The 26,236-nt window shown below is 54.5% G+C and carries 23 protein-coding genes; 15 read left to right on the top strand and 8 right to left on the bottom strand.

Annotated elements, in window-relative coordinates:
- Positions 1–10 precede the first annotated feature (10 nt).
- The 3 genes from E9531_RS10970 to E9531_RS10980 form a co-directional block, all read right to left on the bottom strand.
- On the bottom strand, positions 11–2,740 hold the full coding sequence (locus tag E9531_RS10970) for an EAL domain-containing protein (RefSeq protein ID WP_136573803.1): 2,730 nt from the start codon (positions 2,738–2,740) through the stop codon (positions 11–13).
- 281 nt (positions 2,741–3,021) lie between these two features.
- Positions 3,022–4,209 carry a zinc ribbon domain-containing protein gene (locus E9531_RS10975; RefSeq protein ID WP_170181422.1) on the bottom strand — a complete coding sequence of 396 codons (1,188 nt, stop codon included), beginning with the start codon at positions 4,207–4,209 and terminating at the stop codon, positions 3,022–3,024.
- A 52-nt stretch (positions 4,210–4,261) separates the two neighbouring features.
- Complete coding sequence (locus E9531_RS10980) at positions 4,262–5,335, bottom strand: SPFH and helix-turn-helix domain-containing protein (protein WP_136573804.1); 1,074 nt, start codon at positions 5,333–5,335, stop codon at positions 4,262–4,264.
- A 175-nt stretch (positions 5,336–5,510) separates the two neighbouring features.
- Here E9531_RS10980 and E9531_RS10985 point away from each other — a divergent pair, with 175 nt between their 5' ends.
- Positions 5,511–5,936 carry an acyl-CoA thioesterase gene (locus tag E9531_RS10985; protein WP_136573805.1) on the top strand — a complete coding sequence of 142 codons (426 nt, stop codon included), beginning with the start codon at positions 5,511–5,513 and terminating at the stop codon, positions 5,934–5,936.
- A 61-nt stretch (positions 5,937–5,997) separates the two neighbouring features.
- Here the strand turns inward: E9531_RS10985 and lgt are convergent, their stop codons facing one another.
- From lgt to E9531_RS11000, 3 genes are all read right to left on the bottom strand, one after another.
- Positions 5,998–6,816, bottom strand: a complete 819-nt coding sequence (gene lgt, locus E9531_RS10990; protein WP_136573806.1) for a prolipoprotein diacylglyceryl transferase — start codon at positions 6,814–6,816, stop codon at positions 5,998–6,000.
- A gap of 53 nt (positions 6,817–6,869) precedes the next feature.
- Positions 6,870–7,865, bottom strand: coding sequence for a tripartite tricarboxylate transporter substrate-binding protein (locus E9531_RS10995; RefSeq protein WP_136573807.1), 996 nt, complete (start codon positions 7,863–7,865; stop codon positions 6,870–6,872).
- A gap of 191 nt (positions 7,866–8,056) precedes the next feature.
- Positions 8,057–9,559 (bottom strand): helicase HerA-like C-terminal domain-containing protein, encoded by a 1,503-nt coding sequence (locus E9531_RS11000; RefSeq protein WP_136573808.1) that lies wholly within the window; start codon positions 9,557–9,559, stop codon positions 8,057–8,059.
- Between the two features lie 101 nt (positions 9,560–9,660).
- Here E9531_RS11000 and E9531_RS11005 point away from each other — a divergent pair, with 101 nt between their 5' ends.
- From E9531_RS11005 to E9531_RS11035, 7 genes are all read left to right on the top strand, one after another.
- Positions 9,661–11,448: an MBL fold metallo-hydrolase gene (locus tag E9531_RS11005; protein WP_342210858.1), complete on the top strand. Its 1,788-nt coding sequence runs from the start codon at positions 9,661–9,663 to the stop codon at positions 11,446–11,448.
- Between the two features lie 143 nt (positions 11,449–11,591).
- Entirely contained in the window at positions 11,592–12,776 is a 1,185-nt protein-coding gene (locus E9531_RS11010; protein ID WP_136573809.1) for an ABC transporter substrate-binding protein, read from the top strand.
- A 179-nt stretch (positions 12,777–12,955) separates the two neighbouring features.
- Complete coding sequence (locus E9531_RS11015) at positions 12,956–13,876, top strand: branched-chain amino acid ABC transporter permease (RefSeq protein WP_136573810.1); 921 nt, start codon at positions 12,956–12,958, stop codon at positions 13,874–13,876.
- A 3-nt stretch (positions 13,877–13,879) separates the two neighbouring features.
- Entirely contained in the window at positions 13,880–14,860 is a 981-nt protein-coding gene (locus tag E9531_RS11020; protein WP_136573811.1) for a branched-chain amino acid ABC transporter permease, read from the top strand.
- Positions 14,857–15,648 (top strand): ABC transporter ATP-binding protein, encoded by a 792-nt coding sequence (locus E9531_RS11025; protein ID WP_136573812.1) that lies wholly within the window; start codon positions 14,857–14,859, stop codon positions 15,646–15,648. The genes E9531_RS11020 and E9531_RS11025 overlap by 4 nt, the downstream gene beginning before the upstream one ends.
- A complete protein-coding gene (locus E9531_RS11030; protein ID WP_136573813.1) occupies positions 15,645–16,355 on the top strand; it encodes an ABC transporter ATP-binding protein in 711 nt (236 codons plus the stop codon). Before E9531_RS11025 ends, E9531_RS11030 begins: the two co-directional genes overlap by 4 nt.
- Before the next feature lie 36 nt (positions 16,356–16,391).
- The gene (locus tag E9531_RS11035; protein ID WP_136573814.1) at positions 16,392–17,246 is read left to right on the top strand and encodes an alpha/beta hydrolase; all 855 of its coding nucleotides are present in this window, start codon (positions 16,392–16,394) and stop codon (positions 17,244–17,246) included.
- A 63-nt stretch (positions 17,247–17,309) separates the two neighbouring features.
- Here the strand turns inward: E9531_RS11035 and rpe are convergent, their stop codons facing one another.
- On the bottom strand, positions 17,310–18,002 hold the full coding sequence (gene rpe / locus E9531_RS11040; protein WP_136573815.1) for a ribulose-phosphate 3-epimerase: 693 nt from the start codon (positions 18,000–18,002) through the stop codon (positions 17,310–17,312).
- Between the two features lie 81 nt (positions 18,003–18,083).
- Here rpe and apaG point away from each other — a divergent pair, with 81 nt between their 5' ends.
- The 7 genes from apaG to E9531_RS11075 all read left to right on the top strand — a co-directional run bounded on the left by apaG (position 18,084) and on the right by E9531_RS11075 (position 25,802).
- On the top strand, positions 18,084–18,503 hold the full coding sequence (gene apaG, locus E9531_RS11045; protein WP_136573816.1) for a Co2+/Mg2+ efflux protein ApaG: 420 nt from the start codon (positions 18,084–18,086) through the stop codon (positions 18,501–18,503).
- A gap of 86 nt (positions 18,504–18,589) precedes the next feature.
- Complete coding sequence (gene thiL, locus E9531_RS11050; protein ID WP_136573817.1) at positions 18,590–19,594, top strand: thiamine-phosphate kinase; 1,005 nt, start codon at positions 18,590–18,592, stop codon at positions 19,592–19,594.
- 353 nt (positions 19,595–19,947) lie between these two features.
- Positions 19,948–21,672 (top strand): type IV-A pilus assembly ATPase PilB, encoded by a 1,725-nt coding sequence (gene pilB, locus E9531_RS11055; protein WP_136573818.1) that lies wholly within the window; start codon positions 19,948–19,950, stop codon positions 21,670–21,672.
- Positions 21,673–21,701: 29 nt separating this feature from the next.
- The gene (locus E9531_RS11060; RefSeq protein ID WP_136573819.1) at positions 21,702–22,937 is read left to right on the top strand and encodes a type II secretion system F family protein; all 1,236 of its coding nucleotides are present in this window, start codon (positions 21,702–21,704) and stop codon (positions 22,935–22,937) included.
- On the top strand, positions 22,938–23,819 hold the full coding sequence (locus E9531_RS11065) for a prepilin peptidase (protein WP_136573820.1): 882 nt from the start codon (positions 22,938–22,940) through the stop codon (positions 23,817–23,819). It begins immediately after the preceding gene.
- A gap of 22 nt (positions 23,820–23,841) precedes the next feature.
- Positions 23,842–24,474 (top strand): dephospho-CoA kinase, encoded by a 633-nt coding sequence (coaE, locus tag E9531_RS11070; RefSeq protein WP_136573821.1) that lies wholly within the window; start codon positions 23,842–23,844, stop codon positions 24,472–24,474.
- An 83-nt stretch (positions 24,475–24,557) separates the two neighbouring features.
- On the top strand, positions 24,558–25,802 hold the full coding sequence (locus tag E9531_RS11075) for an FAD-dependent monooxygenase (RefSeq protein WP_158291767.1): 1,245 nt from the start codon (positions 24,558–24,560) through the stop codon (positions 25,800–25,802).
- A gap of 57 nt (positions 25,803–25,859) precedes the next feature.
- On the opposite strand, the gene E9531_RS11080 is transcribed toward E9531_RS11075, so the two are convergent.
- Positions 25,860–26,189 carry a ComEA family DNA-binding protein gene (locus tag E9531_RS11080; RefSeq protein WP_136573823.1) on the bottom strand — a complete coding sequence of 110 codons (330 nt, stop codon included), beginning with the start codon at positions 26,187–26,189 and terminating at the stop codon, positions 25,860–25,862.
- Between the last annotated feature and the right edge of the window lie 47 nt (positions 26,190–26,236).

Below are 26,236 nucleotides of genomic sequence, written 5' to 3' on the forward strand. Positions count from 1 at the left end.
ATGTGTACCGCTAGTGGAGGTTCTGCGGGGTTTGCAGCAAAGCAATGCGTTGCCGAATAGCAGGCCAATCAACGATCAGTTGGCAAACCTCCTCTTGGCGCAGCGGGCGACCAAACAAAAAACCCTGCGCCTGCTGGCATTCGTAGCCAAGCACTTGGTTCATTTGCTGGATGGTTTCTACCCCTTCGGCCACCGCCACAATCCCTAGACGTTTGCACAGCAGACCAATAGCAGCAATGATGGCTGCCCCATCGTATTCATGCGCAGCACTGGAAAGGTCTTGCACAAAAGCCTTGTCTATTTTGACTTTGTCAAAAGGAAACGCACGCAGATGGCTCAGCGAGGTATAGCCCGTTCCAAAATCATCCAGCACAATGGCCACCCCCTGGCTTTTGAGCTCCAACAAGCCTTTGGCGGCACTTTCGATATGGGCCATCAATGCGTTCTCTGTAACTTCAAGTTCTAAACGATGCGGCGTTAAATGAGTTTGCGCCAGCACGCCTGCCACCATAGGAAGCAATGCACCATGGAGCTGACTGGCCGCGACATTGACTGCTACAGACAAAGAAGCATCAGGCCAGCAGCACGCATCAAGGCAGGCTTGCTTCAACACCCACGCACCCAATGGCTCCATCAAGCCGATGTCCTCGGCAATAGGCAAAAAACGTCCAGGATCAAGCATTCCCATATAGGGGTGTTGCCAACGCAGCAGTGCCTCAAATCCAACCAATTGCAAAGAGCTTAGATTGACAACGGGTTGGTAAACCAAATGAAATTGTGCTTTTTCAATGCCTTTTCGCAAATCCACTTCCATCTCACGACGGTGTTGAATTTGCTGGTCCATCGCACGTTCAAAAAAACGCAACCGTCCCCGTCCATCAGCCTTGGCCCGATGCAAGGCCATGTCTGCATGGCGCATGAGCTGCTCTGCACTGTCTGTCACGGATTGGCTCAACGCGATACCAATACTCAAATTGACGTTGATGCTGTTGTCATGAATCAGAAATGGCTCTTGAAATGCAGTCAGAATCTGCTCCCCCAGTTGCTGGGAGTCAATCAAGGGCATCGCCGTCTTGAACAGCAAAGCAAACTCATCCCCACCAAAACGCGCCAATAGGCCATCTTGTGGCAATAAACCCATCAGACGCGCAGTCACACGTTGCAGAAGCTCATCTCCCACTGAATGCCCAAGGGTGTCGTTGATTTGAATGAAACGATCAAGTCCCATGCACAACACTGCGGCCCAACGTGGTTCCTCGCGCGATAACGCAGCAGCCAAGACATCATGAAAATAACTGCGGTTGGCCAGTCCAGTCAGTGGATCATATTTAGCCAAGTAGCCAATGCGCGCTTGCGCCCGCATACGCGCATCCACATCTTCCAACACCCCTGCCCATTCAGCTTCACCACTATACGAGTCACCAATGCGTGCGCCACGCGCACGAACCCAATGCCATCGCTCGTGCACATCCAGCACACGAAACTCAAGATCCACATCGTCACCTTCAGGCCAGTTGGCCTCCATGGTGGTCAAGTCACGAGGATGCACCCTGCTTTGCCAACCACCGCCTAATGCCTGTGCTTCTGATTGCCCCGTCAACTCTCGCCAACCAGTCAACTGCTTGATTTCCCAGTTCGGACTGGCTTGCCAAAAAACCAAAGCCCCCACTTCTGCCACAGCACGATGGCGCGCCTCATTGCGCTGTAAGCGCGTTGCCAATGCTTTGGCTTGATACGCTTGGTCTTTCAACAAGCCTTGCGCTTGCAGCCAGTTATCACTGAGCTCATCAAACTCCCGTATGGTGGCGCCACTTTGCTGATCCTGTGCCCGTGGCGCCTCACTGTCTGCAACCACTGCACGGCTGCTTCCTTGCACTGTTTTCAAAGACAGCAATATCCTGCGGCTTGCCCAACGCGCAAGCAACAAAGAAACAATGGCTGTCACCAGAGCCCCCAGCAACATACCACGCAATGGAACGCGCCAAGAGGCATTGAGAACGTCCTCGTCCTCACCCACAATCAAGGCCCAGCCCGTTGCCACCTTGAGCCGTTTGAATGCCATTTTGACCGAGCGACCTTCAGCCGAAGATGCAGAAAAAATCCCGTAATCTGCATCAATGACTTGGAGTGTGCCCCAGTCAGGCGCTTCTTGCCCAAGCCACTGGGCTTGGTCGCGTGAACGCGCGACAATGCGCCCCTGGCTATCGACCACCGCAATCAGAGATGCTTTAGGAGCCTCCAGCATAGAAATCTTCGCAAAATCAATAATGTCCGTAGAAGGCACCATCATTGCAAAAGATGCCGCACCATCCGAAGCATCAGAGGCCAGACCAATCGCCACATGCAATGGCCCAGGCGCACGCGAAGTTATTAAATCTGAAACGGCAATGTCTTGACCAGCATCGAGCTTTTCCAGAAACGCAGAAGGCAAGATCATCCGCTGCTCAGGTTTGCGCAGATCCACCAAAGTCAAATCTGCATGGCTGACAGCAGCATTGCCAACCATCGCCGCTGACCTATCGCGACTCATCAAACGCAAAATTTGCGCATAACTGACAAAACGCTGGTCCACCAATTCAGTCAATGCGCTCGCATTGTCTTGCAATTGCTGCAGTGCCGACTCATGCAACTGCCTAGAGCCCAAAGCCGTTGCCACCGCCCCAACCAACAAAACCGGCAATAGCGCAACAGCCAGCAAAGCCAGCAGATGCGTTTGCAGACTGTAGGAACGCTTATTCATGCCATTGCGATCTCAAGGCTCACAGAATTGAAATGAAGTTCAGTAGCACACAAAGCAAAGTGCCAACGGCACACGTGCTTCAGGCTGTTGCGCAGCCGGCCCCTCACTCGCCGTCTCCGCACACAGAAAAAATGATTATCTACGCAATGAGCGGGATTGTTCATTAAAAAGCACAAACGCCTCCCTCGCGTAGCGCATGAGCCATCCGTCCATGCGCCCCCCGGCATACATTCACCAAGGTCAATGGCATTCGCCAGGGCGTCGCCGACAATGCCAACGGCTCACCGGCCAGAATACGCCAGCAATAGCCCAAGCAAGACCAAAACCGCCATGACTGCCAACGTGATTTTGACCCAACTGTAGGGCTGCTCACCAGCCATTTGTCCGGTATACCCATTGGCCACTACTTGGTAGTTTTTCCGCCCATAGGTGTAACTAATCAGCCAAACGGGCACCAGAACATGTTTGAAAGTACGCCCTGTGTACTGCGCGTCGACCATCAAATTGCGGTAGGTATCGCCGGGAATTCGCGCAACACACAGCGCCCTCAATTTCTCTTGCATTTGTTGCTGGCCAACACCAGCGGCTTTGCGCAAGTCCACCTGGTAGCGCTCCACCGTCCAGCCACGCACATATTCAGGCGAATAAGGCACCAAGTTGGTCACGGTAGGAAAAGGCTCGATTTTGCGCATCAGCGCTGGATGCACCCCCACAGTTCCTGGCACCAACTCATCATCAAAGAAATGGGCCACCTCGCCAGCAGCGGGCACCCAACGCACCTGCTGCACTTGCCGCGTTTGTGTGTTGCCATTGGCATCGCGATAAGTCTGCGTGGTGTAGTAATAATGCCCGGCATCGGCACGCCAGCGTGCCTTCGCATGGGCATCAAACGTCCAGTATGGCAAATACACGCCCTTGAGGGTGTCTGTCAGGGCCGCGGACTTGAGTTTGTTGGGTGCAAACCAGCGTGAGCCATACCACTTACGCACGCGATCGCGCAGTTGTGTATCGCTTATTTTGAACGGCAGTATGCTTTGCGGAGTGATGGCATCTTCAAATTCTTCATGTGGCACGATGGCTGGTGAGCCACAAAAATCACAGCGCTGTGCTACTCGCCCATCGGTAAACACCGAAATCGCATGGCAGTTCTGGCACTTAACTTCACGCCGCTGGTCAGTCCAGCCCCGTTGGTTGCGAGGATCGCGCAAAGCGGCTTCCAAGTCTTGCTCGGCTACCGCAGCAACTTCACTACCATCACCCGCAGACAGATCTGAAGGACTCCACGCAGCCGTCGTTCCACAATAGGGACATACCAGCGCCTGCTTGGCAGGACTCCATTCCAAATTGGCACCGCACTCCGGACACGGATGCTTGCTTACCGCCTGGGTTTGGCGTGTCTGCCTGGGCTGCGCTGCCGGTTTGGAGGGCGATGCCATCAAAGAGGCCGGGTCAGAAGCTGGTGTATTCATGGTCTATCTCTGGGGAAATCGAACGCGTCCCCTAACCTCAGACAAGCCGCACTCAGCCCCGCAAAAATTCTTCCAATGCACTCTTGGCAATGCGCCAAGCGCTACCGATTTTGCGCGCCTTCAAATCGCCGGCCTCAATCGAGGCCATGACATCCTCAACCGATACGCCCAACGCCTGTGCCACCTGTTCAGGAGTCAAAACGTCCAAGCTCGCAGCAGGGGCCACCGACGCACCTAAGGTGCCTGCAGCAGGTGCGCCAGAAGCAGGGGACTGCATGCTCTTCATCATCTCTTGGGCCATGCCAAAACCCATGGCCATTTGCGCTGGCACCGTGGCCGCAGCGCCAGCTTCACCACCTTGTCCCATGGCAACACCCATTTGGTATTTCACGTAATCGTTGAGGTTGTCAATCACCCCCATGCTCGAACGCTTGTCAATGGCTTGCTCCACCTCAGGCGGGACGGAGACGTTTTCGAGAATAAAGCTGCTGACCTCCAGTCCATACTTGTCTTGAATCACCGGGTTGATGATGGGCAGCAGCGCATCACCCAATTCGCTGTAACGCTGGGCAATATCCAGCACAGGTACGTGCGCCTTGGCCAACGCCTCGGTAAAGACACTCACAATGCGCGAGCGCATGGTGTCATTGAACTCGTCCAAACGGAAATTCTGATCCGTACCTGCGACCTCTTTTAAAAATTTTGGTGCATCGACGATACGGAAGTCATACGTCCCAAAAGCACGCAGGCGCACCACGCCAAAATCCTGGTCACGCATCATCACCGGATTCGATGTGCCCCACTTGTTGCCCGTGAACAGTCGCGTATTGAGGTAATACACATCGCACTTGAAAGGCGATTGAAAACCGTACTTCCAGCCCAAAATCGTCGACAGAACCGGAATATTCTCTGTACTCAGCGTGTGTTTGCCGGGATTGAACAAGTCTGCAAATTGGCCTGCTGCCACAAATTGCACTTGCTGTGATTCACGCACAATCAACTGCGCACCATTTTTGATTTCCTTGTCCTCATCAGGCCAACGGAAAGACAAGGTATCTCGCGAGTCATCTGTCCATTCAATGACTTCAATCAATTGGTTTCGAACAAGGTTCAAAATACGATCCATGGCGTGTTCCCTACAGTCAGTTGGTGGTCATGCGTGGTGCAACAGTTTTACTGCGCGGCGCGCGAGCGTGGGCCATTTTAGGTCAATGGTCGTGGCAACGTGCACAGGTGCAACACAAGCTGTCTGCGCACTAAAATAGTCCCCTTTGAAACGAACCAACGCACAGGTCTTGCACATGTCTTCCATTCCTACCGTCTCCCTTCCTACTGATATGGAGCTGGTCCTCAAAGTCATTCCCATGCCCAAGGACAGCAACAGCAATGGTGACATTTTTGGCGGTTGGGTCATGGCCCAGGTTGATCTAGCCGGCTCAGTACTACCTGCACGCTATACAGGCGGGAGAATGGCCACCGTTGCGGTCAATGAGTTCATCTTCAAACAACCCGTGCAGGTTGGTGACTTGCTGTCGTTTTACTCCAAAGTCACAAAACTGGGGCGCACCTCCGTGCAGGTCTTGGTCGAAGTTTTTGCCGAACGCCGAGCCTTAGGCAATCAATACGTCAAAGTGACCGAAGCCACACTGACCTATGTCGCCATTGATGAACAAGGCCGCCCACGCCCATTGCCCATTACGGAGTTGCAGCCACGCAGGCAATATTGACAGTCCCCAAACAAAAGCCCCGGTCTATTGACCGGGGCTTTTGTTTTGCGCTTATCGCTTGTTATGGTGCTATCGTGGCACGCTTGCCTGCCCATACCCAAACAGCCACGCCGGCTAACACCATGGGAACGCACAGCCATTGCCCCATACTCATGCCCAGCGACAACAGGCCAAGAAAGTCATCCGGCTCACGGAAAAACTCTGCAATGAAACGCAATGCGCCATAGCCCATCAAAAATACAGCCGCCACACGGCCTTGGGCATGCTCCTTACGGGCAAACAGCCACAAGATAATAAAAAGCAGAACCCCTTCAAGTAGAAACTGGTAAATCTGTGACGGATGGCGCGGTAACAAGCTACCGCTTTGCGGAAACACCATGCCCCAAGGCAAATCCAATGGGGCAAAACGGCCCCATAACTCACCATTGATGAAGTTGCCTATGCGGCCAGCAGCAAAGCCCAAAGGCACACACGGCGCAACAAAATCGGCCACCTGCCAAAACGATCGCTTGCGCGTGACACAAAACCACACCATCGCCACGATAGAGCCAATCAAGGCACCATGAAACGCCATGCCCCCTTTATTGATCATGACGATTTCAAGCGGATTGGCCAAGTAGTAACCAGGCTTGTAAAACAGCACATAGCCTAGGCGCCCCCCTAAAATGATGCAAATGACCCCAATGAAGAGCAAGTCCTCTACATCACGCGTATGCCACACCCCTTGCTGGACCAAGCGGTCATAAGGCGGCTGCTTGAGCCGCTGGCGCCCCAAAATCATGAAAAGGATGAAGCCCACCAGATAAGTCAATCCATACCAATGGACCGCCAGCGGGCCCACTTGTAGCGCTATCGGGTTGATTTCGGGGTACATCAGCATGTCAAAGCCGCCTGTTCTTTCAAGTCAAATAGTCCAATGGCTGGGCCACCCCGTCACTGCGGAACATAGCCCAAATCGTTGATGATGCGCCCCCAGGTTTTGCTGTATGCCGCTTCGGCATCGTGCAATTGCTGGTGGTTCATGTAATCCACGGTCATGCCCCAGTCTTCAAGTTGTTTGCGCACTTCTGGGATTTGAAGCACTTTTTGCGTGGCTTGCTCCCATTGCGCAATTTTTTCTGCGGGCATACCTTTTGGAGCAAAAAAACCATAGAACGGAGGATCTTCAAATCCTGCCACGCCAATCTCCGCAAAGGTCGGCACATCGGGCAGCACCGCTTGGCGCTTGCTGCCCAAAACATTCAAAATACGCACCCGGCCGGACTTGTTCAACTCAATCAACTCAGGCAAGGTCGCAAAGCCTGCTTGAATTTGCGCGCCCATCAAGTCCGCCAGCATGGGGCCGCTGCCGCGGTATGGCACGGTCTCAATATCCAAGTCGTATTTCTTATCGAGCACCTTGGCAATGAACTCCAAGGTCGAGGCGGGCGCGGGCACGCCAATTGCACGCATAGGTGCACTGGTTTGCGCCTTAACCCACTCCACATACTCGTGAAAGGTTTTTGCCGGGTGCGATGCGGTGACCGCAAAGGCGTTGACAAACGTGGCCACACCGGCAACGGCCTGAAAGTCAGCTTCCGTGTTAAAGCCCGGAACTTTGACCACTTTGGGCACGATAGTGACCGTATGGTCATGCGAGAAAAAAACCGTATTCCCGTCAGGCGCAGCAGCTTTCAGTGCTTGCGCTGCAATTTGCCCACCAGCACCAGGACGGTTGTCCACGACAAAATTCATACCCATTTCTTTTTGCAAATGCACGGCCAACAAACGTGCCAACGCATCCGAGCCGCCTCCGGGGGGGAATCCCACCAAAATGCTCACTGGTCGGCTCGATTGTGCGAACGCCATCGGCCATTGCGCAGCCGCAGCGGCAACTGCAGCCGTTTGCAAACCCAAACCCAGCCATTTACGGCGATTGAATGTCGTCATGGGAAGTCGTCTCCTTGGATTTTTCAATAGTCAGTCGTGTTGGCCCAGCCTCGCCTAAGGCAACGTTGGACGCATTGAGCCAAGCGGGGGCATCATCATGACAGAAGAATGTTGTTTTTCAGGCCTGAACCGACAAAAACCACGCGAGTGACCACGCAAGAGCGCCCAATGCACCAAGCCGAGTTGACGATTTATTTGCGCGATTTACCACCACCGAGCAATCCACCTAAAACACCGCGCAGCAACTCGCGCCCCATGCGGTTAGCCTGCGTGCGTACGGTGGATTTGAGGACCGATTGCACCAAACCATCTTTTTTGCCGCCGCGAGGGCCCGTGGTACCAAACAAAAAGTCATTAACCATACCACCCAGTCCACTGCTTTCTTGCGACTGGGTTTGCGCCTGCTCCATTTTGTCATTGGCACGCGCTGCCAACACTTCATAAGCGGACTCGCGATCCACCACCTTCTCATAAACGCCAGCAACCAATGATTTTTGCATCAGTTGTTGGCGCTGCTCGGCAGTGATGGGGCCAATCTGACTGCCGGGTGGTGCCACAAAAGCACGCTCGGTAATACCAGGGCTGCCCTTGGTATCCAAAAAGCTGACGAGGGCTTCGCCCACAGCCAACTCGGTAATGGCTTGCTCAATATCCAAACCGGGTTTGGGTCGCATGGTCTGCGCGGTGGCCTTAACCGCCTTTTGGTCACGGGGCGTAAAAGCGCGCAAAGCGTGCTGCACACGGTTGCCCAACTGCGCCAGGACGGTGTCCGGAATATCGGTAGGGTTTTGCGTCACAAAATAGACACCGACCCCTTTGGAGCGAATCAGTCGCACCACCAGCTCAATACGCTCAAGCAAGGCTTTAGGGGCATCATTGAAAAGCAAATGCGCCTCATCAAAAAAGAACACCAGTTTGGGTTTTTCAGGGTCACCAATTTCTGGCAGATGCTCAAACAGCTCTGAAAGCATCCACAGCAAGAACGTGGCATACAAGCGCGGTGCATTCATCAACTGGTCTGCCGCCAAAATATTGATATAGCCGTGGCCATTGGCGTCCGTTTGCATGAAATCTGCAATGTCCAACATGGGCTCGCCAAAGAATAAGTCGCCCCCCTCTTGCTCAATCTGCAACAGCGCACGTTGAATCGCCCCAACGCTGGCGGCACTGATATTGCCGTACGTGGTACGGTATTCAGATGCATTGTCTGCCACGTGCTGCAGCATGGCTCGCAAGTCCTTCATATCGAGAATCAACAGACCACTGTCGTCGGCCACTTTGAACACGATATTAAGAATGCCGCTTTGGGTCTCGTTCAAGCCCATCATGCGCGCCAGCAACAAAGGGCCCATGTCAGACACTGTCGCCCGCACCGGGTGCCCACTTTTGCCAAACACATCCCAAAACATGGTTGGCGCGGCATAAGGGGCTGGCTGGTCAATACCGCGCTGGGCCAAAGTGGCGGCCATCTTCTCGCCAATGCTGCCGGCCTGACTGATACCAGAGAGATCGCCCTTCACATCAGCCAAAAACACAGGCACGCCAATTCGCGAGAACTGTTCTGCCATGGCCTGCAAAGTCACCGTTTTACCCGTTCCGGTAGCCCCCGTAATCAACCCGTGGCGGTTAGCCAATGCAGGTAACAATACACAATCGGTATCCTGATTTTTCGCAATCAGTAATGGCTCAGTCATGGCGAGGGTCCTCTGTTCGATAGCGTAGATGGCACCATTTTAGGGGAGTCCCAAGGCACGTGGTTGACTGCGCCCACTGGCTCGTTTGGGATCTTGCGCCAGTGCCAGAAACGACAGCATACTTGCGCGTAGGCTGGTATAAGAGTCAGTCCTTTGTAGCCTTGGTCACCTGCATGATTCGCCCTGACACCTTTCTCCACCCAAGCCTATCGCCTGTCACGCCAGAACCTGCCGTGACCTTGATTGTGGTGCGTGATCGAGAACAAGGCGGCATGGAAGTCTTGCTTTCACGCCGCTCAGCCCAAGCACGCTTTGTGCCCAACGCGTATGTTTTTCCCGGTGGCCGGCTGGAAACAGACGATGCCGCACTGGCGCAACAAGGGCAATTTCGCCCAGCAGCCTCGCTGAACAACGCCACATTGGCCGCAGCGGCGGCCCGTGAATGCTTTGAAGAGTTAGGCCTGCTGTTCGCACGCGATACCGAAGGCAACATGGTGAATCGCACGATGTTGGAACAAGCCCACCTTGACCGCAGTGGGCCATTGCTTGCGCAGTTGCACCACCATGGCTGGCATTTGGCTCTGGATGGCATCTACCCTTTTGCCCACTGGATCACCGATCGCGATTACCCCCGTCGCTTTGACGTACCATTTTTGGTTGCTCACGCACCATCAGACCAAATAGCGGTGGCCGATGGAGCGGAGCAGTTCGATGCGCTCTGGCTGACACCCGCACAAGCGCTGGAACAGCATGCAGCAGGCCACATGCTGCTGGTGTACCCGACCATTCGCACACTGGAGCAACTGGCCCTCTATCGCAGTGCAGATGCGCTATTGCAGGCGTGCCAAAACGGCCCAGTCATGCCCCCCAGTTGCCCACGGGTAGGCTTTTCGCAGGGACAAGAAATCCGACTGATGGAGCATGAGCCTGGCTTTGGTGAATTGCACCTGGTGTGCCCAAACGGTGAACCCGCACACGACATCGCATGGCAACACGAGCGGCCTGTGCCATTGCTGCGCCATATCCAGCGCCTCACGGCCCCCAACGCTGGCATGATGACCGGCCCTGGAACCAACACTTACTTGATTGGTGAGCCCAGCACCGGCTTCATCGTGATGGACCCCGGCCCAATAGAGCCCCAGCATCTGCAGCGCATCATGCAACACACGGGAGGAGATATCCGCCACATTGTCTGCACGCACTCGCACCCCGACCACTCACCCGGCGCAGCGCCCTTGCAAGCGATGGTGCAAGGTTGTGGGCATGCCGTGCCCGGTATTTACGGCATGTCCTCTGGCCCCTTTGCGCGGCAAGACAGCCAGTTCACGCCCGACCATGAACTGCGTACCGGAGATACGGTGCAACTGCAAGGGCAGCGTGCCAATGGCGACTCCATTACCCATACACTGCACGCCTTACACACCCCAGGCCACGCGGCAAACCATCTGTGCTTTGTCTTGCAAGAAGACGGCCTACTCTTCAGTGGCGACCATATTCTGGGTGGTTCCACAACAGTGGTCATCCCGCCAGACGGGGGCATGCAGGACTTTCTGGATTCACTTGACCAACTCTCTCTCGCATGCCAGCGATGGGACATCAGCTTCATCCTGCCTGCTCATGGCCACGTGCTCGACTGCGCCCCCGAAGTAATCGCCCAGCTCAAAGCGCACCGCTTGCGACGCGAAACCAAAGTACTGCGCGCAATTGAACAAGCACCTCAAGGCACGGTAGAGGATTGGCTGGCCACCGCTTACGCGGATACACCGCCAGCGCTTTGGCCTGTGGCGCGGTTATCGCTACTGGCCCATGTGCAACGTTTGGCGTCCCTGCACCCCGCACTGGGCTTACAGCGCATTCCCATGCCTGAAGGCCTCGCAGCGCCACATTGACCCTGCCGCTGCGCAATAAACAACGCATTTTTTGTCCTTTTCACGCGCAATCAAAGCAAATTGGCCCTCGATTTGCTTGCATGCTGGTAATCTCCCGCCTCACGCACCATCCAACTGTTCTTCACTACAAGGAGTCTTTGAGCATGCATCCCCTCCACCGCGCCCTTGCCCCTGCCGTGCTGGCAGCCGTTGCCGCCCTGTGTGCAACGCAAACCGTCCATGCCGCCAGCGAAGTCAAGATTGGCCTGCTCAGCACCTTATCGGGCCCCGGTGCTGCACTGGGTATTGATACGCGCGATGGATTCAATTTAGCCGTCAAACAACACAACGGACTTTTGGGCGGAATCAAAGCCAACGTCATTGTGGTGGATGACCAGCAAAGCCCCGATGCGGCCAAACAAACCACCGACCGCCTGCTCAAACGCGACAAAGTGGATTTCATGACGGGCGTGGTGTTTTCCAACATCATGCTGGCTATTGCACCACCGGTGTTTGCCAACAAAACCTACTACATCAGCTCCAACGCGGGACCTTCCCAATTGGCTGGCGCGCAGTGCACCCCCTACTTTTTCAGTGCCTCGTACCAAAACGACAATCTGCACGAAGCGGTCGGTCAAACCGTACAAGACAGGGGCTTCAAAAAAGTCGCCCTGCTCGCCCCGAACTACCCAGCTGGCAAAGATGCTTTGGCAGGCTTCAAACGCTACTACAAGGGCGAAGTGGCGATGGAAGCTTACACACCACTGCAGCAGTTGGACTACGGGGCAGAGCTCTCGCAAATGCGTGCGTCAGGCGCTGATGCGGTTTATATCTTCCTGCCCGGCGGGCTGGGCATCAACTTCATCAAGCAATTCAACGGGGCTGGTTTGGGCAAGGACATGACTTTGTTTGGCCCCGGTTTCTCTGCCGATGAAGACGTCATCACCGCCGTGGGCGAACCAATGGTGGGCATGTTCAACTCCTCGTTGTGGGCACACGATTTGGACAATGCCGCTAACCAGCGTTTTGTCGCCGACTTCCAGAAAGAATATGGCCGCCTGCCAACGCTATACGCAGCGCAAGGCTACGACGCGGCCCAGCTCATTGGCTCTGCTGTACAGGCCGTTGGAGGGGACTTGAAAAACAAAGAAGCGATTGGCCAGGCATTGCAAGCGGCGCAGTTTGAATCGGTACGCGGGCCTTTCAAATTCAACACCAACCACTACCCCATTCAAAACTACTACCTGCGCGAAGTGATCAAAGATGCCCAAGGCCGTGTGACCAACAAGCTCATTGGCACGGTGTTTGAAAACCATGCGGACGCGTACGCCAGCGCCTGCAAGATGTGATACCTCGCAGCAGCCCTGCATAAGGGCTGCTGCGCCGCCAAATAACACGCTGCACGCGGCTTCCATGCCCCGCTGCAGCAGTACACACCAGAGCATGTGCCTGCGCTTACCCTGTGCAGGTGCGATTTTGATGGCCTCTTGCGCACACCCTCTTTTTTTCATTGTTTCCGTCTCCCCCCATGAATACGATCCTGCTCTTGGAGCAATTGCTCAACGGATTGCAGTTTGGTCTGATGCTGTTCTTGCTCGCCGCAGGCCTGACTCTGGTCTTTGGCATCATGGACATGATCAACCTCGCCCACGGCTCGCTGTACATGATCGGGGCGTACTTGATCGCCTCCATCGCCACGGCCTCAGGTTCTTTTTGGCTGGGTTTGGCAGGCGGCATAGTGGCCACAGCACTGATTGGTCTTGTACTGGAAGCCACGGTGATCGCTCGGCTCTACAAACGTGACCATCTATCTCAAGTCATGGGCACCTTTGCCATTTTGCTGATGGCCAATGAAGCGGTCCGCATGGTGTGGGGCCCGCAGCCCATTCAACTCTCCCCCCCTGCAGCTTTAGCTGGCCCGATCGAGTTGTTTCCCGGCTTTGCGTACCCTGCCTACCGGCTGTTTATTATTGCGGTGGGGCTATTGGTTGCCGGTTTGCTGTACCTGCTGATCACCCGCACCCGCCTCGGTATGCAGGTGCGCGCAGGTGCATCCAACCGCGAGATGGCATTGGCCATGGGCGCCAATGTCCGTTGGTTATTCAGTGCCTTGTTTGCGTTTGGCGCGGCCCTGTGCGCCTTAGCCGGAGGCATGCTGGGGCCACTGCTCTCAGTGCAAGTCGGCATGGGCGAGAGCATTCTCATTCTGGCCTTTGTGGTGATTGTCATTGGCGGCATTGGCTCCATTCGCGGCGCGCTGCTGGGCGCCTTGCTGGTGGGGTTGGTAGATACCGCTGGGCGCACGCTCATTCCTGTTTTTTTCCGCCAGATCATGGCCCCCGACATGGCAGCCAATGCTGGTCCAGCCGTGGCCTCATTGATGATTTACGTGCTCATGGCCGCCGTACTTTTTTTCAAACCCAACGGGCTTTTCCCCGCAAAAGGCTAAGCCATGTCTGCCCACCACAGCCTGCTTGACCATCAGTTACGCGTTATACCCTCTTGCGTGACGCTGATCGCTTTGCTTGTACTGCCTTGGTTGCTGCAAGCCACGGGCCATGATTTCTACATTGGCGTGGTCAGTCGTATCCTGATTTTTGCATTGGCGGCGACCAGTTTGAATTTGATCTTAGGGTTTGGCGGCATGGTCAGTTTTGGGCATGCCGCATTCATCGGCATTGGCGCCTACACCGTGGGCATCTTGATGCAATCGGGCATTACGTCTGCATGGCTCAGTTGGCCCCTGTCCATGTTGATGGGAGCCATTTTCGCTGCCTTCATGGGCGCCATCAGCCTGCGCACACGCGGCGTGTACTTCATCATGATCACGCTGGCCTTCGCACAAATGCTGTTTTATCTTATGGTCTCCCTCAAACCCTATGGCGGAGAAGATGGCTTGTCGCTGATGCAGCGCTCAAACATCGGCTTAGGGCTGGACTTGAGCAACGACATCCACTTTTACTACGTCGTAGTGGCATTGTTTGCACTGGTGTTTGCCGGTCTGGCCAAGCTGCTCAATGCCCGTTTTGGCCATGCCCTGCAAGGTATTCGAGAAAATGAGACGCGCATGCAGGCGCTGGGCTACGCCGTCTACCGCTACCAACTCACCGCCTTTGTGCTGGCCGGTGCACTGGCTGCGCTAGCAGGAGCCCTACTGGCCAACCAATCGGGCTACGTCAGTCCGGCGGCCATGCAGTGGAGTCAGTCTGGCATGCTGCTGATCATGGTGATTCTCGGTGGCGTTGGTTACTTGTATGGGGGCTTGGTGGGGGCTGCTGCTTTCTTGTTGATGGAAGAGGTACTGGTGGCCTACACCATCCATTGGCAGTTCTATCTGGGAGCGGTGTTGCTGACGGTTGTACTGGTCGCACCCAATGGGATCTTGAGCTTGCCAACACGCTGGCACCAGCGTACCACCAAGGGGCGGACATGACAGCGATTCTCCAAGTTCATGGTCTTGTTAAACAGTTTGGCGGGTTGATGGCCACCGACCACGCCAATTTGTCGGTTGAGCAAGGTGAACTGCACGCACTCATTGGCCCCAACGGCGCAGGTAAAACCACTCTGATTCACCAATTGTCAGGGGCATTGCCGCCCGACGCTGGCCGCATTGTTTTTGCCGGGCAAGAGATTACCGCGATGCCCATGCACCAACGCGCCCGTGCTGGTTTGGCGCGCTCCTACCAAATCACCAGTATCTTCCAGCGGCTGTCTGTACTTGATAACTTGGCACTGGCGTTGCAAAGCAAAAACGGCAGCAGCATGCGGTTCTTCCGTTCGGCACGCTCCGATGCGCCGCGGTACGAACAAGCCAGGGCACTGGCAGACCAAGTGGGGCTGAGCTCCAAAATTCAATCCCAAGCAGGCGCACTGTCACACGGTGAGCAGCGTCAACTGGAAATCGGCATGGTGCTGGCCTTGCGACCTCGCTTGATGCTGCTGGATGAACCCATGGCCGGCATGGGCGCTGAAGAATCTCAGCGTATGGTGCAATTGCTATTGACCTTGAAAAGCCACACCACCATGGTGCTAGTGGAGCATGATATGGATGCTGTTTTCCAACTCGCCGATCGCATTTCCGCTTTGGTCTTTGGCAAAGTCATTGCGACAGGCACGCCAGACACCATTCGCAAGCATCCTGATGTGCAGCAAGCCTACTTAGGCGACAGCGACGGGGGAAACGAAACTCAGAACGTGCACCAGCAAGGAGCTACGGCATGAGCAGCTTGCTCGAAGTGCAACAGCTTGATACGGCCTATGGCGCCAGCCAAGTGCTGTTCGGAATGGACTTGCACATCACAGCAGGACAAGTTGCCACGTTGCTCGGCCGCAATGGAATGGGCAAAACCACCACCGTGCGCTCCATCTTGGGTCTGACCCCGGCACGCAATGGCAGCATCCGTTTTCGCGGAGAACGCATTGAACATCTCCGCCCGGATCGCATTGCCCGTATGGGCATGGCCGTTGTTCCTGAAGGCCGACAGATCTTTCCCAACCTCAGCGTGCGCGAGAACCTGCTCGCGTTTTCCGCCAACCGCAACCAACATCCACAGCCTTGGACGCTGGAACGTGTTTACACCTTATTCCCGCGTCTGCAAGAGCGCCACCGGCACATGGGCAACCAACTGTCGGGTGGAGAGCAGCAAATGCTGGCGATAGGCCGAGCATTGATGACCAACCCTTACCTGCTGATTCTGGATGAAGCCACAGAAGGCTTGGCACCCTTAATCCGAGAAGAAATCTGGCAATGCCTGAGCAACTTGCGCGCCCACGGGCAAACCATCTTGGTGATAGACAAGTACGTACAGCGCCTCATTGCACTGGCCGACCAGCACTCGATCATTGAGCGCGGTCAAGTCGTCTGGCAAGGCCCATCGCAGACCTTGGCACAACAGCCTGCGCTATGGCAACGCTACGTTGGCGTATAAAAGCTCTTCCTCTTGTCTAACTGCATTACTGACAGCATGCCCACTTTGTACAGAAACTTCACCACGCAGGCGGCCATTGATGAGGCATACAACCCATCCCTTGGCCTGGACAACAACGCCATCATGGAGCATTACACCAAGCAAGCGCAACACGCACGCGCCAGCCTAGACTACATCGCGAAGGTGCCTTATGGCCCAACACTGGATGAAACGCTAGATATCTTTCCTGCGCAGCAGCCGGGCGCACCTGTGCTGGTGTTCATTCACGGCGGCTACTGGCGCGCCTTGAGTGCGGCTGATTTCAGTGGCATTGCCCTAGGGCCCTGTGCGTTGGGCATGACGGTCGTGTCCATCGACTACTCGTTATGCCCCAAAGTCACCATTGACGAAATCACCCGACAAGCCCGAGCCGCCGTAGCCTGGGTAGTGCGCAACATTGCACAATACAACGGCGACGCCAACCGCATCACCATTGCAGGGCATTCCGCCGGGGCGCATCTGGCCGCCATGTGCCTGCAAACCGATTGGAAAGCGGACTACGGCCTGAAAGCACAGCCCCTGCATGCTGGGCTGCTGGTCAGCGGTATTTTCGACATTGCCCCACTGCGCTTTAGCTATTTACAGCCCATGCTGCAACTCAATGAAGGCGTGATTCAGCGCAACTCGCCGATGTTTGGCTGCCGTCCATGCACAGCACCAGTGCTGCTGACATGGGGCGGATTGGAAAGCAGCGAGTTTGAGCGCCAATCGACCTCGTTTTTGTCGCAATGGCAATCTGCAGGCAATACCGGCACGCTGCTGCGCCAGAACGAGGAAAACCATTTCAGCGCCATCCATGGTTTTGAAAGCCCGACCAGCCCCTTGTGCAGCTGGCTCAAAAGCCACTGCTGAATAGCCCCAAAATGCCGTAAAACCTCTTTTGAGGGGCGCCTCAGACAGCCCTGCCCCCAAAGATCACGCCAATTCTGCGCGCATTTGTGCAATCACGGCTTGGTAGTCTGGTGTATTGAAAATAGCGCTGCCTGCCACAAAAGTATCTGCGCCTGCATCAGCAATTTGGCGGATATTGCCGACTTTGACGCCGCCATCGATCTCCAAACGAATGTCTTTGCCTGTCGCATCAATGCGTTTGCGGGCCTGCTCGAGTTTGCGTAGAGCGGAGTCAATGAAACTCTGTCCGCCAAAGCCAGGATTGACGCTCATGATCAGAATCAAATCCAAATCATCAATTACCCAATCGAGCACATCCAACGGTGTCGCCGGATTGAACACCAAGCCCACCTGACAGCCTTTGGCCTTGATAGCCTGAACGCTGCGGTGCACATGGGCGCTGGCATCTGGGTGAAAGCTGATCAAATCCGCACCTGCATCGGCAAACTCAGCAGCCAATGCATCCACAGGCGATATCATCAAATGCACATCAATGGGAACAGCCGTACCATCCGCCTTTTTGGCGTAAGGGCGTAGTGCTTTACAAACCATGGGCCCGAAAGTTAGGTTGGGCACGTAATGGTTGTCCATCACGTCGAAGTGAATCCAGTCGGCTCCAGCGTCAATGACGCTTTTCACCTCTTCACCCAAGCGGGCAAAGTCGGCGGACAAGATCGAAGGGGCAATGCGGTAGTGGGGGCGTTGGTTTTGGCTCATAGGGCGCCATTGTCGCAAAAAATGCCAGAATCAACCGACAGCCGCCCATCCTGATTCGTGAGACGCGCTACCATGCAGACCATGCAACACCCCACACTTCACGTTGACGTGCACACCCACTATTTGCCGCACCAATCGAGCCCGGCCCAAAGTCAATATCGCTTTGCCTATACGGTGCGCATTACCAACCAAGGCGCACAAGCGGCGCAAATCATCGCCCGCCACTGGTGGATTGAAGATGCCAACAACCGCACAGAACAAGTGCGAGGGCTGGGCATCGTTGGCGAACAACCGCTGCTGGAGCCTGGAGAAACCTACGAATACACCAGCGGCTGCGCCTTGCAAACACCGCAGGGTCAAATGCGTGGGCACTATCTCTGCGTCACCGACGAAGGGGATGTCTTCGAGTGCGCAATCGCCCCATTTGAATTCAACACCACGGCGCAAGACAACGTAGCTGAAATCCACAGCCCCAACCAAGAAGCACGCGTGCTGCATTAGTGAAGGCGCGCGCAACCGCATTGCGGTCTAGGCGGAACGCCTTATCAAGACATACAGATTTGACTCTTCAACACCACGAGCTTGACATGGGTGAATTTGACCTGATTGACCGCTTCTTCACGCAACCTGCCAAGGCGCTTTACACACCCGCCGTCCATGTAGGCATTGGTGATGACTGCGCCGTTTTACAACCTGCACCCAATGCCCAGTTGCTGGTTTCTAGCGACATGATGGTAGAAGGCCGCCACTTTTTTGCGGACACCGATCCCTACCGGCTGGGCCACAAAGCACTGGCCACCAATCTGAGTGATTTAGCCGCCTGTGGCGCTACCCCACTTGGCTTTACCCTGGCATTGGCACTGCCCAAGGTTGACGAGAGTTGGCTCGACCCCTTTTCCAAAGGCATGCTCGCCCTAGCACAGCACAGTGCATGCCCACTCGTTGGAGGCGACACCACGAGTGGGCCACTGACCATCAGCATCACGGTCTTCGGACAAATCCCACAAGACCAAGCATTGCTGCGCAGTGGCGCCAAAGTCGGACACGACATTTATGTCACCGGAGCCATTGGGGAAGCCCGTGCAGGCCTGCATCTGCTGGAAAAGCGTTGGGAATGCAACAACAAGCCTTTGCGCGACCATCTGATTCGCAGGCTGGAAGCCCCTACACCACGCCTCGCGATTGGCCACCATTTGCGCGGCGTCGCCAGCAGTGCCATGGACCTCAGTGATGGTCTGCGAGGTGATTTGGGTCACTTGCTCAAAGCATCTCAGGTGGGGGCCCGTATTAATGGCAACGCCCTACTCAGCACCGCCCCACGTTTATGGATGAGCGCGGAGACCAGTGCATGGACCGAAACCCAAAAAATCGCCTTTGCCATGGCCGGAGGCGATGACTATGAATTGCTGTTTACTGCCCACCCAGGTTTTCGCGCCTACTTGACGGAATTGGGACAGGAGTTAGGTGTTGGCATTACCCGCATCGGAGAAGTGCTGGCCAGCCTTGATATGAAGGTAGTTGACACAGCCGGGCAAATTTGCACACTAGAGACCGCATCTTTTGACCACTTCAAATCCTGTTCTCGTGCATGACAGCCCACATGCAAAGGCCAATAACGTTGACGTCCCTCCCTGGTTGGGGGCGACATGCAATATGTGATGCGCCACGTTACTTGATCATCGTTGACGATCAAGTAACGCGTTAGAGCGATATTCGTAACCACATGTATAGAATCTCCCTTGCGACAGAGGCATAATGAATAACCACTGATTGCTAAATACGAGAAGCGACCAAGCAGCCCACTCAGACATCTCTGCATTGCAGTCAACACCAAGCGGTATCTCCTATGCTACACATGCTAAAAATCGCATGCCAGCTTGCAACCACGCACTAAGCCGCGCAGGCACCGGCATTTAAAGTACTGCTTTCCCGCTAGAAAACGTCCATGGCCACCGAAGATATTGCTAAAAAAGCCTCCACAGCTCTGCCCATTCCCACTGTTGCTCGTGCATTAGTGGCCGCCAAGCTGTTGACAGCAGAACAAGTTGACACCGTTCTACAAAAAGGCAAGACAGAAGGGCGTGAGTTTCTGGAGGTTGCGTTAGAGACCAAGGTGGTCTCCAGCGCAGCAGTGGCGCAAACGCTATCGGAGGTGTTTGCCGTCCCCTACGTGGACCTTGATGCCATTGATGCCATGCGTTTGCCTCAGAATCTTTTGGATCTGAAACTGTGCATCACCTATAAAGTCATCGTTCTGGGCAAGCGCCAGAATCGGCTGCTGATTGTCAGCGCAGACCCCAGCAATCGCGATATTGCAGAAAAAATTAAATTTGCAACGCAAGCTCCTGTCGAATGGGTGGTCGCTAAAAGTGACCAAATTTCCACCATTCTGGAAAACATTGCGAAATCCAACTCTTTAGACACAGGATCTTCGGATTTCGAGTTTGGTGAACTGGAGGAAATTTCTGAAGAAGAGAGCAATTCCACCGCCAGCACAAACGAGCCGGATGACGCGCCAGTCGTCAAGTTTCTGCAAAAAATGATCATTGATGCCTACCGCATGGGTGCATCAGATTTGCATTTCGAACCCTATGAGTTCAACTACCGCGTACGGTTTCGCATTGATGGTGAATTACGTGAGATTGCCTCGCCACCAGCCGCAATCAAAGAAAAACTGGCCTCTCGCATCAAAGTGATCTCTCGTCTGGACATTGCGGAAAAGCGCATTCCACAAGATGGCCGCACCAAAATGCGGATCGCTGGCAAGTCCATTGACTTTCGCGTTAGCACGCTGCCCACGCTATTTGGCGAAAAGATCGTTATCCGTATTCTGGACTCCAGCAACGCCAAGGTTGGTATTGATGCCTTGGGTTATGAACCTATCGAAAAAGAGCGCCTGCTGACTGCCATTGAGCGGCCTTATGGCATGGTACTGGTGACAGGACCAACAGGCTCAGGTAAGACCGTCTCGCTTTATTCCTGCCTGAACCTGCTCAACAAGCCTGGCGTCAACATCTCAACAGCAGAAGACCCATCCGAAATCAATTTGCCAGGTGTCAATCAGGTCAACGTCAATGACAAAGCGGGTTTGACTTTTTCAGCAGCCCTGAAATCCTTCCTGCGTCAAGATCCCGACATCATCATGGTCGGTGAGATTCGCGATTTGGAAACAGCCGACATTGCAATTAAGGCCGCCCAGACAGGGCACATGGTGCTCTCAACACTGCACACCAATGACGCCCCCACAACGCTGACGCGTTTGCGCAATATGGGCATTGCCCCATTCAATATTGCCTCCAGCGTGATTTTGATCACCGCCCAACGTTTGGCACGGCGTTTGTGCAATACCTGTAAAGAGCCGGCTGATGTTCCTGTTGACGCCCTGATCGAGGCTGGCTTCACCTACGATGATTTGGATGGATCATGGACACCCTACAAACCTGTTGGCTGCGCTGCATGCAACAATGGTTATAAAGGTCGAGTTGGGATTTACCAAGTGATGCCCATCAGCGAAGAAATCCAGCGCATCATCCTCAGCGATGGCTCTGCGCTTGAGATTCAAGAGCAAGCCCAGCGTGAGGGTGTTCGCACTCTGCGTCAATCAGGACTTCAAAAAGTCAAAATCGGCGTGACCTCATTAGAAGAAGTGTTAGCGGTCACCAACGAATAAATCCATTTAAATAATTTCAAGAGTTTTCTATGGCCACCTCCACTGCAAGTACCAAATCATCCAATAAAGGGACGAAGCTGTCCGTTTTCTCTTGGGAAGGCAAAGACCGCAACGCCCGCATTGTGCGTGGAGAAATGTCTGCTGCGGGCGAAAACCAGGTACGCGCCACACTGCGCCGCCAAGGCATTTACGCCACCAAAATCAAGAAAAACCGCATCAAAGCGGGCAAAAAAATCAAAGGCCGTGATATTGCCATCTTCACCCGCCAATTGGCCACCATGATGCGCGCAGGCGTGCCATTGCTGCAGGCCTTTGATATTGTGGGCCGCGGCAACCCCAACCCTAGCGTTACCAAGTTGCTTGCCAATATCCGTGCAGACGTAGAGACCGGCACATCACTCAGTGGCGCCTTCAGGAAATACCCGCTGTACTTTGACAACTTGTATTGCAACTTGGTAGAAGCGGGTGAGGCCGCCGGGATCTTGGAAGACTTGCTTGACCGCTTGGCCACATATATGGAAAAAGTCGAGGCCATCAAATCCAAGGTGAAATCAGCCTTGATGTATCCAGTCGCAGTGATCGTCGTGGCGGCAGTGGTACTGACAGTGATCATGCTCTGGGTGATTCCGGCATTCAAAGAAGTGTTCATGAACTTCGGTGCAGAATTGCCTGCGCCAACCCTGATCGTGATGGGTATCAGCGACTTTGTGGTGCAATGGTTTTGGTTGATCGCGATCGTGCTTGGCGCGGGCAGCTACTTCTTGCTGCAAGCATGGCGTCGAAATGAAAAATTTCAGATTTTTGTCGACAAAATGATGCTCAATCTGCCGGTTTTTGGTGAATTGGTCGAAATGTCGAGCGTCGCGCGCTGGACACGGACCTTGTCCACCATGTTTGCAGCTGGAGTGCCTTTGGTTGAATCCTTAGATGCGGTGGGCGGGGCTGCTGGTAACTACAAATTCAAAAAAGCAACCGATGACATTCAAAAAGAGGTTGCGACAGGAACAGCCTTAACTGCCGCCATGGGCAACACCAACGCATTCCCCTCCATGGTCTTGCAAATGGCAGCTATTGGCGAGGAGTCTGGCTCTTTAGACCACATGCTCTCCAAAGCAGCTGACTATTACGAATCTGAAGTGGATACAAAAGTTGAGGGCCTATCCTCTTTAATGGAGCCCATCATCATCGTGGTCTTGGGCACATTGATTGGCGGCATTGTGGTTTCCATGTATTTGCCAATCTTCAAGTTGGGACAAGTAGTCTAAATGGTCATCGATACATGGTTTGAGCCCACACTGCTGGGCTTATTGGGCTTACTGGTCGGCAGCTTTCTCAATGTTGTGATCTACCGCCTTCCGGTCATCATGCAGCGTGCTTGGAAGCGCGACAGCATCGCATTCCTGCGAGAACAAGGGCTTCAGCTCGAAGAGGTATCGCAAGAAGAAGTGCCGCGCTTTAACCTGATGGTTCCACGATCCCGTTGCCGTCAGTGCGGACATGCCATTTCAGCCATTGAGAACATTCCCGTGCTCAGCTACCTCGTGCTGCGTGGAAAATGCCGAGGCTGTGGCACCCCCATTGGGATGCGTTACCCCTTGGTCGAAATCGTTACAGGTTTGGCATTCGCATACTGTGGGCACCGCTGGGGGCTTAGTTATACAGGTGCCGCGTGGGCCGGCTTTTGCGCTGTCATCATTGCCTTAGTCATGATTGACTGGGACACGACCTTATTGCCTGATGACATGACCCTGCCCTTGCTTTGGGCAGGCATTTTGGCAGCTTGGCTAGGCGTCATTAATGTGCCTCTTGCACAATCCGTTCTCGGTGCCATCGTGGGTTACTTGTCACTATGGTCTGTTTGCTTGCTTTTCAAGCTGGTTACGGGCAAAGATGGTATGGGCAATGGAGACTTCAAGCTGCTCGCTGCATTGGGAGCATGGCTTGGAGTCTGGGCGATTTTGCCCATTGTGCTGGTGTCTTCGGTTCTGGGTGCAGTCATAGGCATCGCACTGAAACTCACCAACCGTTTACGCGAAGGCGGCTACATGCCCTTTGGCCCCTTCCTTGGAGGCGCTGGCCTATTCGTTTTGATGGTGGGCACCGACACCATCAACCGCTGGCTCAATACCCTGCTGGGAATGCACTGACCCAATACATAATACCGACTCTATGCCTTGTGCCCCTCGCCACTCGCACCCACCCCGCCTGATTGGATTGACAGGAGGTATTGGCAGCGGAAAAAGCACAGTCGCCCAACTGCTCCTGCAGCACACCAAGGCAGCCATCATTGATGCAGATCAGCTTTCGCGCGCACTAACAGCTGCAGGAGGCGCAGCTATCCCTCTCATTGCCCAAGCGTTTGGAAGCAGTTTTATTACTCCTGAGGGGGCATTACACCGTGAGCACATGCGCGCGTATGTGTTTCACTCTCCTGCTGAGAAAAAAAGGCTTGAGGGGATTTTGCACCCCATGATTTTCTCCACCATCGAGCAGGCCATCAAAAACGCTTCTGATCAAGGCCACAGCCATGTAGTGCTCGATATTCCCCTTCTCGTCGAATCTGGCCACTGGCGGGCCAGACTGGGGCAGGTCGTGATCATAGATTGCCCTGTCGAATTGCAAATTCGTCGCGTGCAACAGCGCTCTCAGCTCGAGCAGGCCGAGATTGAGCGCATCATCCAAAGTCAAGCTTCACGCCAAGATCGTCTGGCCAGTGCTGATGTGGTAATTTACAACGGTGATATTTGCTTAAGCGCGCTTCAAACACGTACCCAGGCTGCAGCAGCCTTTCTTGGTCTTTAACTACGCGTATAGTTCTGGCTGTCATATAAACAGCAGAAATGCCCATATGCCATGTTGGCATGCATGCATTCACACCTCCTCACATGGGTCACGCGTACTCTTTTCTGATTGCTGGCGGCGGCATCGCAGGCTTGAGCGCCAGCATTGCCCTGTCCATGCAGGGCCACACCATCAAGTTGATTGAACGTCAGTCCAACTTCTCAGAAGTCGGTGCCGGGCTGCAAATTGGTCCAAATGCATGGCGATGCTTACGAGCATGGGGGCTCGAAGATGATCTACGCGAATACTGCAGCTTACCCAATGCACTCATGGCACGAGATTTACACGATGGGCAAACGTTGGGGCAAGTTCTACTGGGCGCTCGCAGCGTAGAACGTTATGGTGCGCCATACGCCACCTTTCTGCGCGCAGACTTGCACAAAATTTTGCTTGATCGAGCTAAACAATCCGCCTTTCTTTCCTGTGCGAATGGGTATGAAGCTATTGACGCCAACAGCCAGGACAACACCATCACAGTCGATGTCAATGGCCCCCATGGTTGGAAAGGGCAGGTAGATGCGGACGCACTGATTGCCGCTGACGGTGTTTTCAGTACGCTGAAGACTCGCATTCTCTCCAAAGAACCCGCCACTCCCAGCGGCATGACAGCCTTTCGCGGCACAATCAAGCAATCCGCACTCCCCGAGCGCCTGCGCAGCAACGCGGTCTGTGCATGGCTTGGCAAACACATGCATGTGGTCATCTACCCCGTGCTTCGGAATGAATGGCTCAACGTTGTCCTGATCGTCTCTGAAAAGCTGCTGCAAAGGCCAACGCAACGGGGCCCTGCAGACATGCAAGCGACCTTAGAGAGCTTGACGCGCAAAAAACCTATCCACCACGAATTGCATGATCTGTTTCTTGCCCTCCAGGCTCACGGACAACCCACACATGGAGCACGATGGACCGAATGGCCATTGAGCATTTGCAAACCCATACGCTCGGCAGAAGACATCACTTCCGGCCGCACTGTTTTTGTTGGCGATGCGGCCCATCCCATGGTGCCCTTTCTCGCTCAAGGTGCGGCTATGGCGATTGAAGATGCAGAGCAGTTACAGCAAAGCATCGCGCAAAATCCCGACGATTTAACGGCGGCAATTGCACATTTCGCACAAATCCGGGCATTGCGCTGCGCTAAAGTGCAACGCCAGTCCTTGCGCAATGGAAAAATTTTTCACATGAGCGGCGCGTCCGCATGGGCACGCGATACTGCATTACATTTAGCGCCAACGTGGGCCATGGATAAGCCTTGGCTGTATGCCCAAGGGCCTGTTCCTGTCACACGTTGAACGCAATCAAAACGGCTTAGCTTGATAAACAAGTCAAGCCATTGCGTGAGGGCACGCTTACTTTTTGTCCTTAACCTCTTTCTTCACGTCTGACTCTTTCTTCGTGTCGGTCGTACTACTCGTGTAGCTGACCCCTTCTACGGTCAAACCGCCATCAGAAAGACTCTTGGCTTTGGATGCACCAATGCCTTTGACACGTCCAATCAAATCACCCCAATCGCGGAAAGCTCCACTGCTGCGCTCTTGCACAATCCGCTCGGCCGTGGCCTCTCCAATTCCTTTGACTTGGGTCAATTCTTGCGCAGTGGCTTTGTTTGCATCGACCGCAGCAAACGTTACTCCAAGCCACATGCACAGCGCCAATAAAACTGAGAATTTTTTCCACATGTCTTGCTCCTCTCCTCGTTGTGAATAGAGCTTGATCGTAAGTCGCT

The organism is Lampropedia puyangensis, from assembly GCF_004833285.1.
GTDB lineage: Bacteria > Pseudomonadota > Gammaproteobacteria > Burkholderiales > Burkholderiaceae_C > Lampropedia > Lampropedia puyangensis.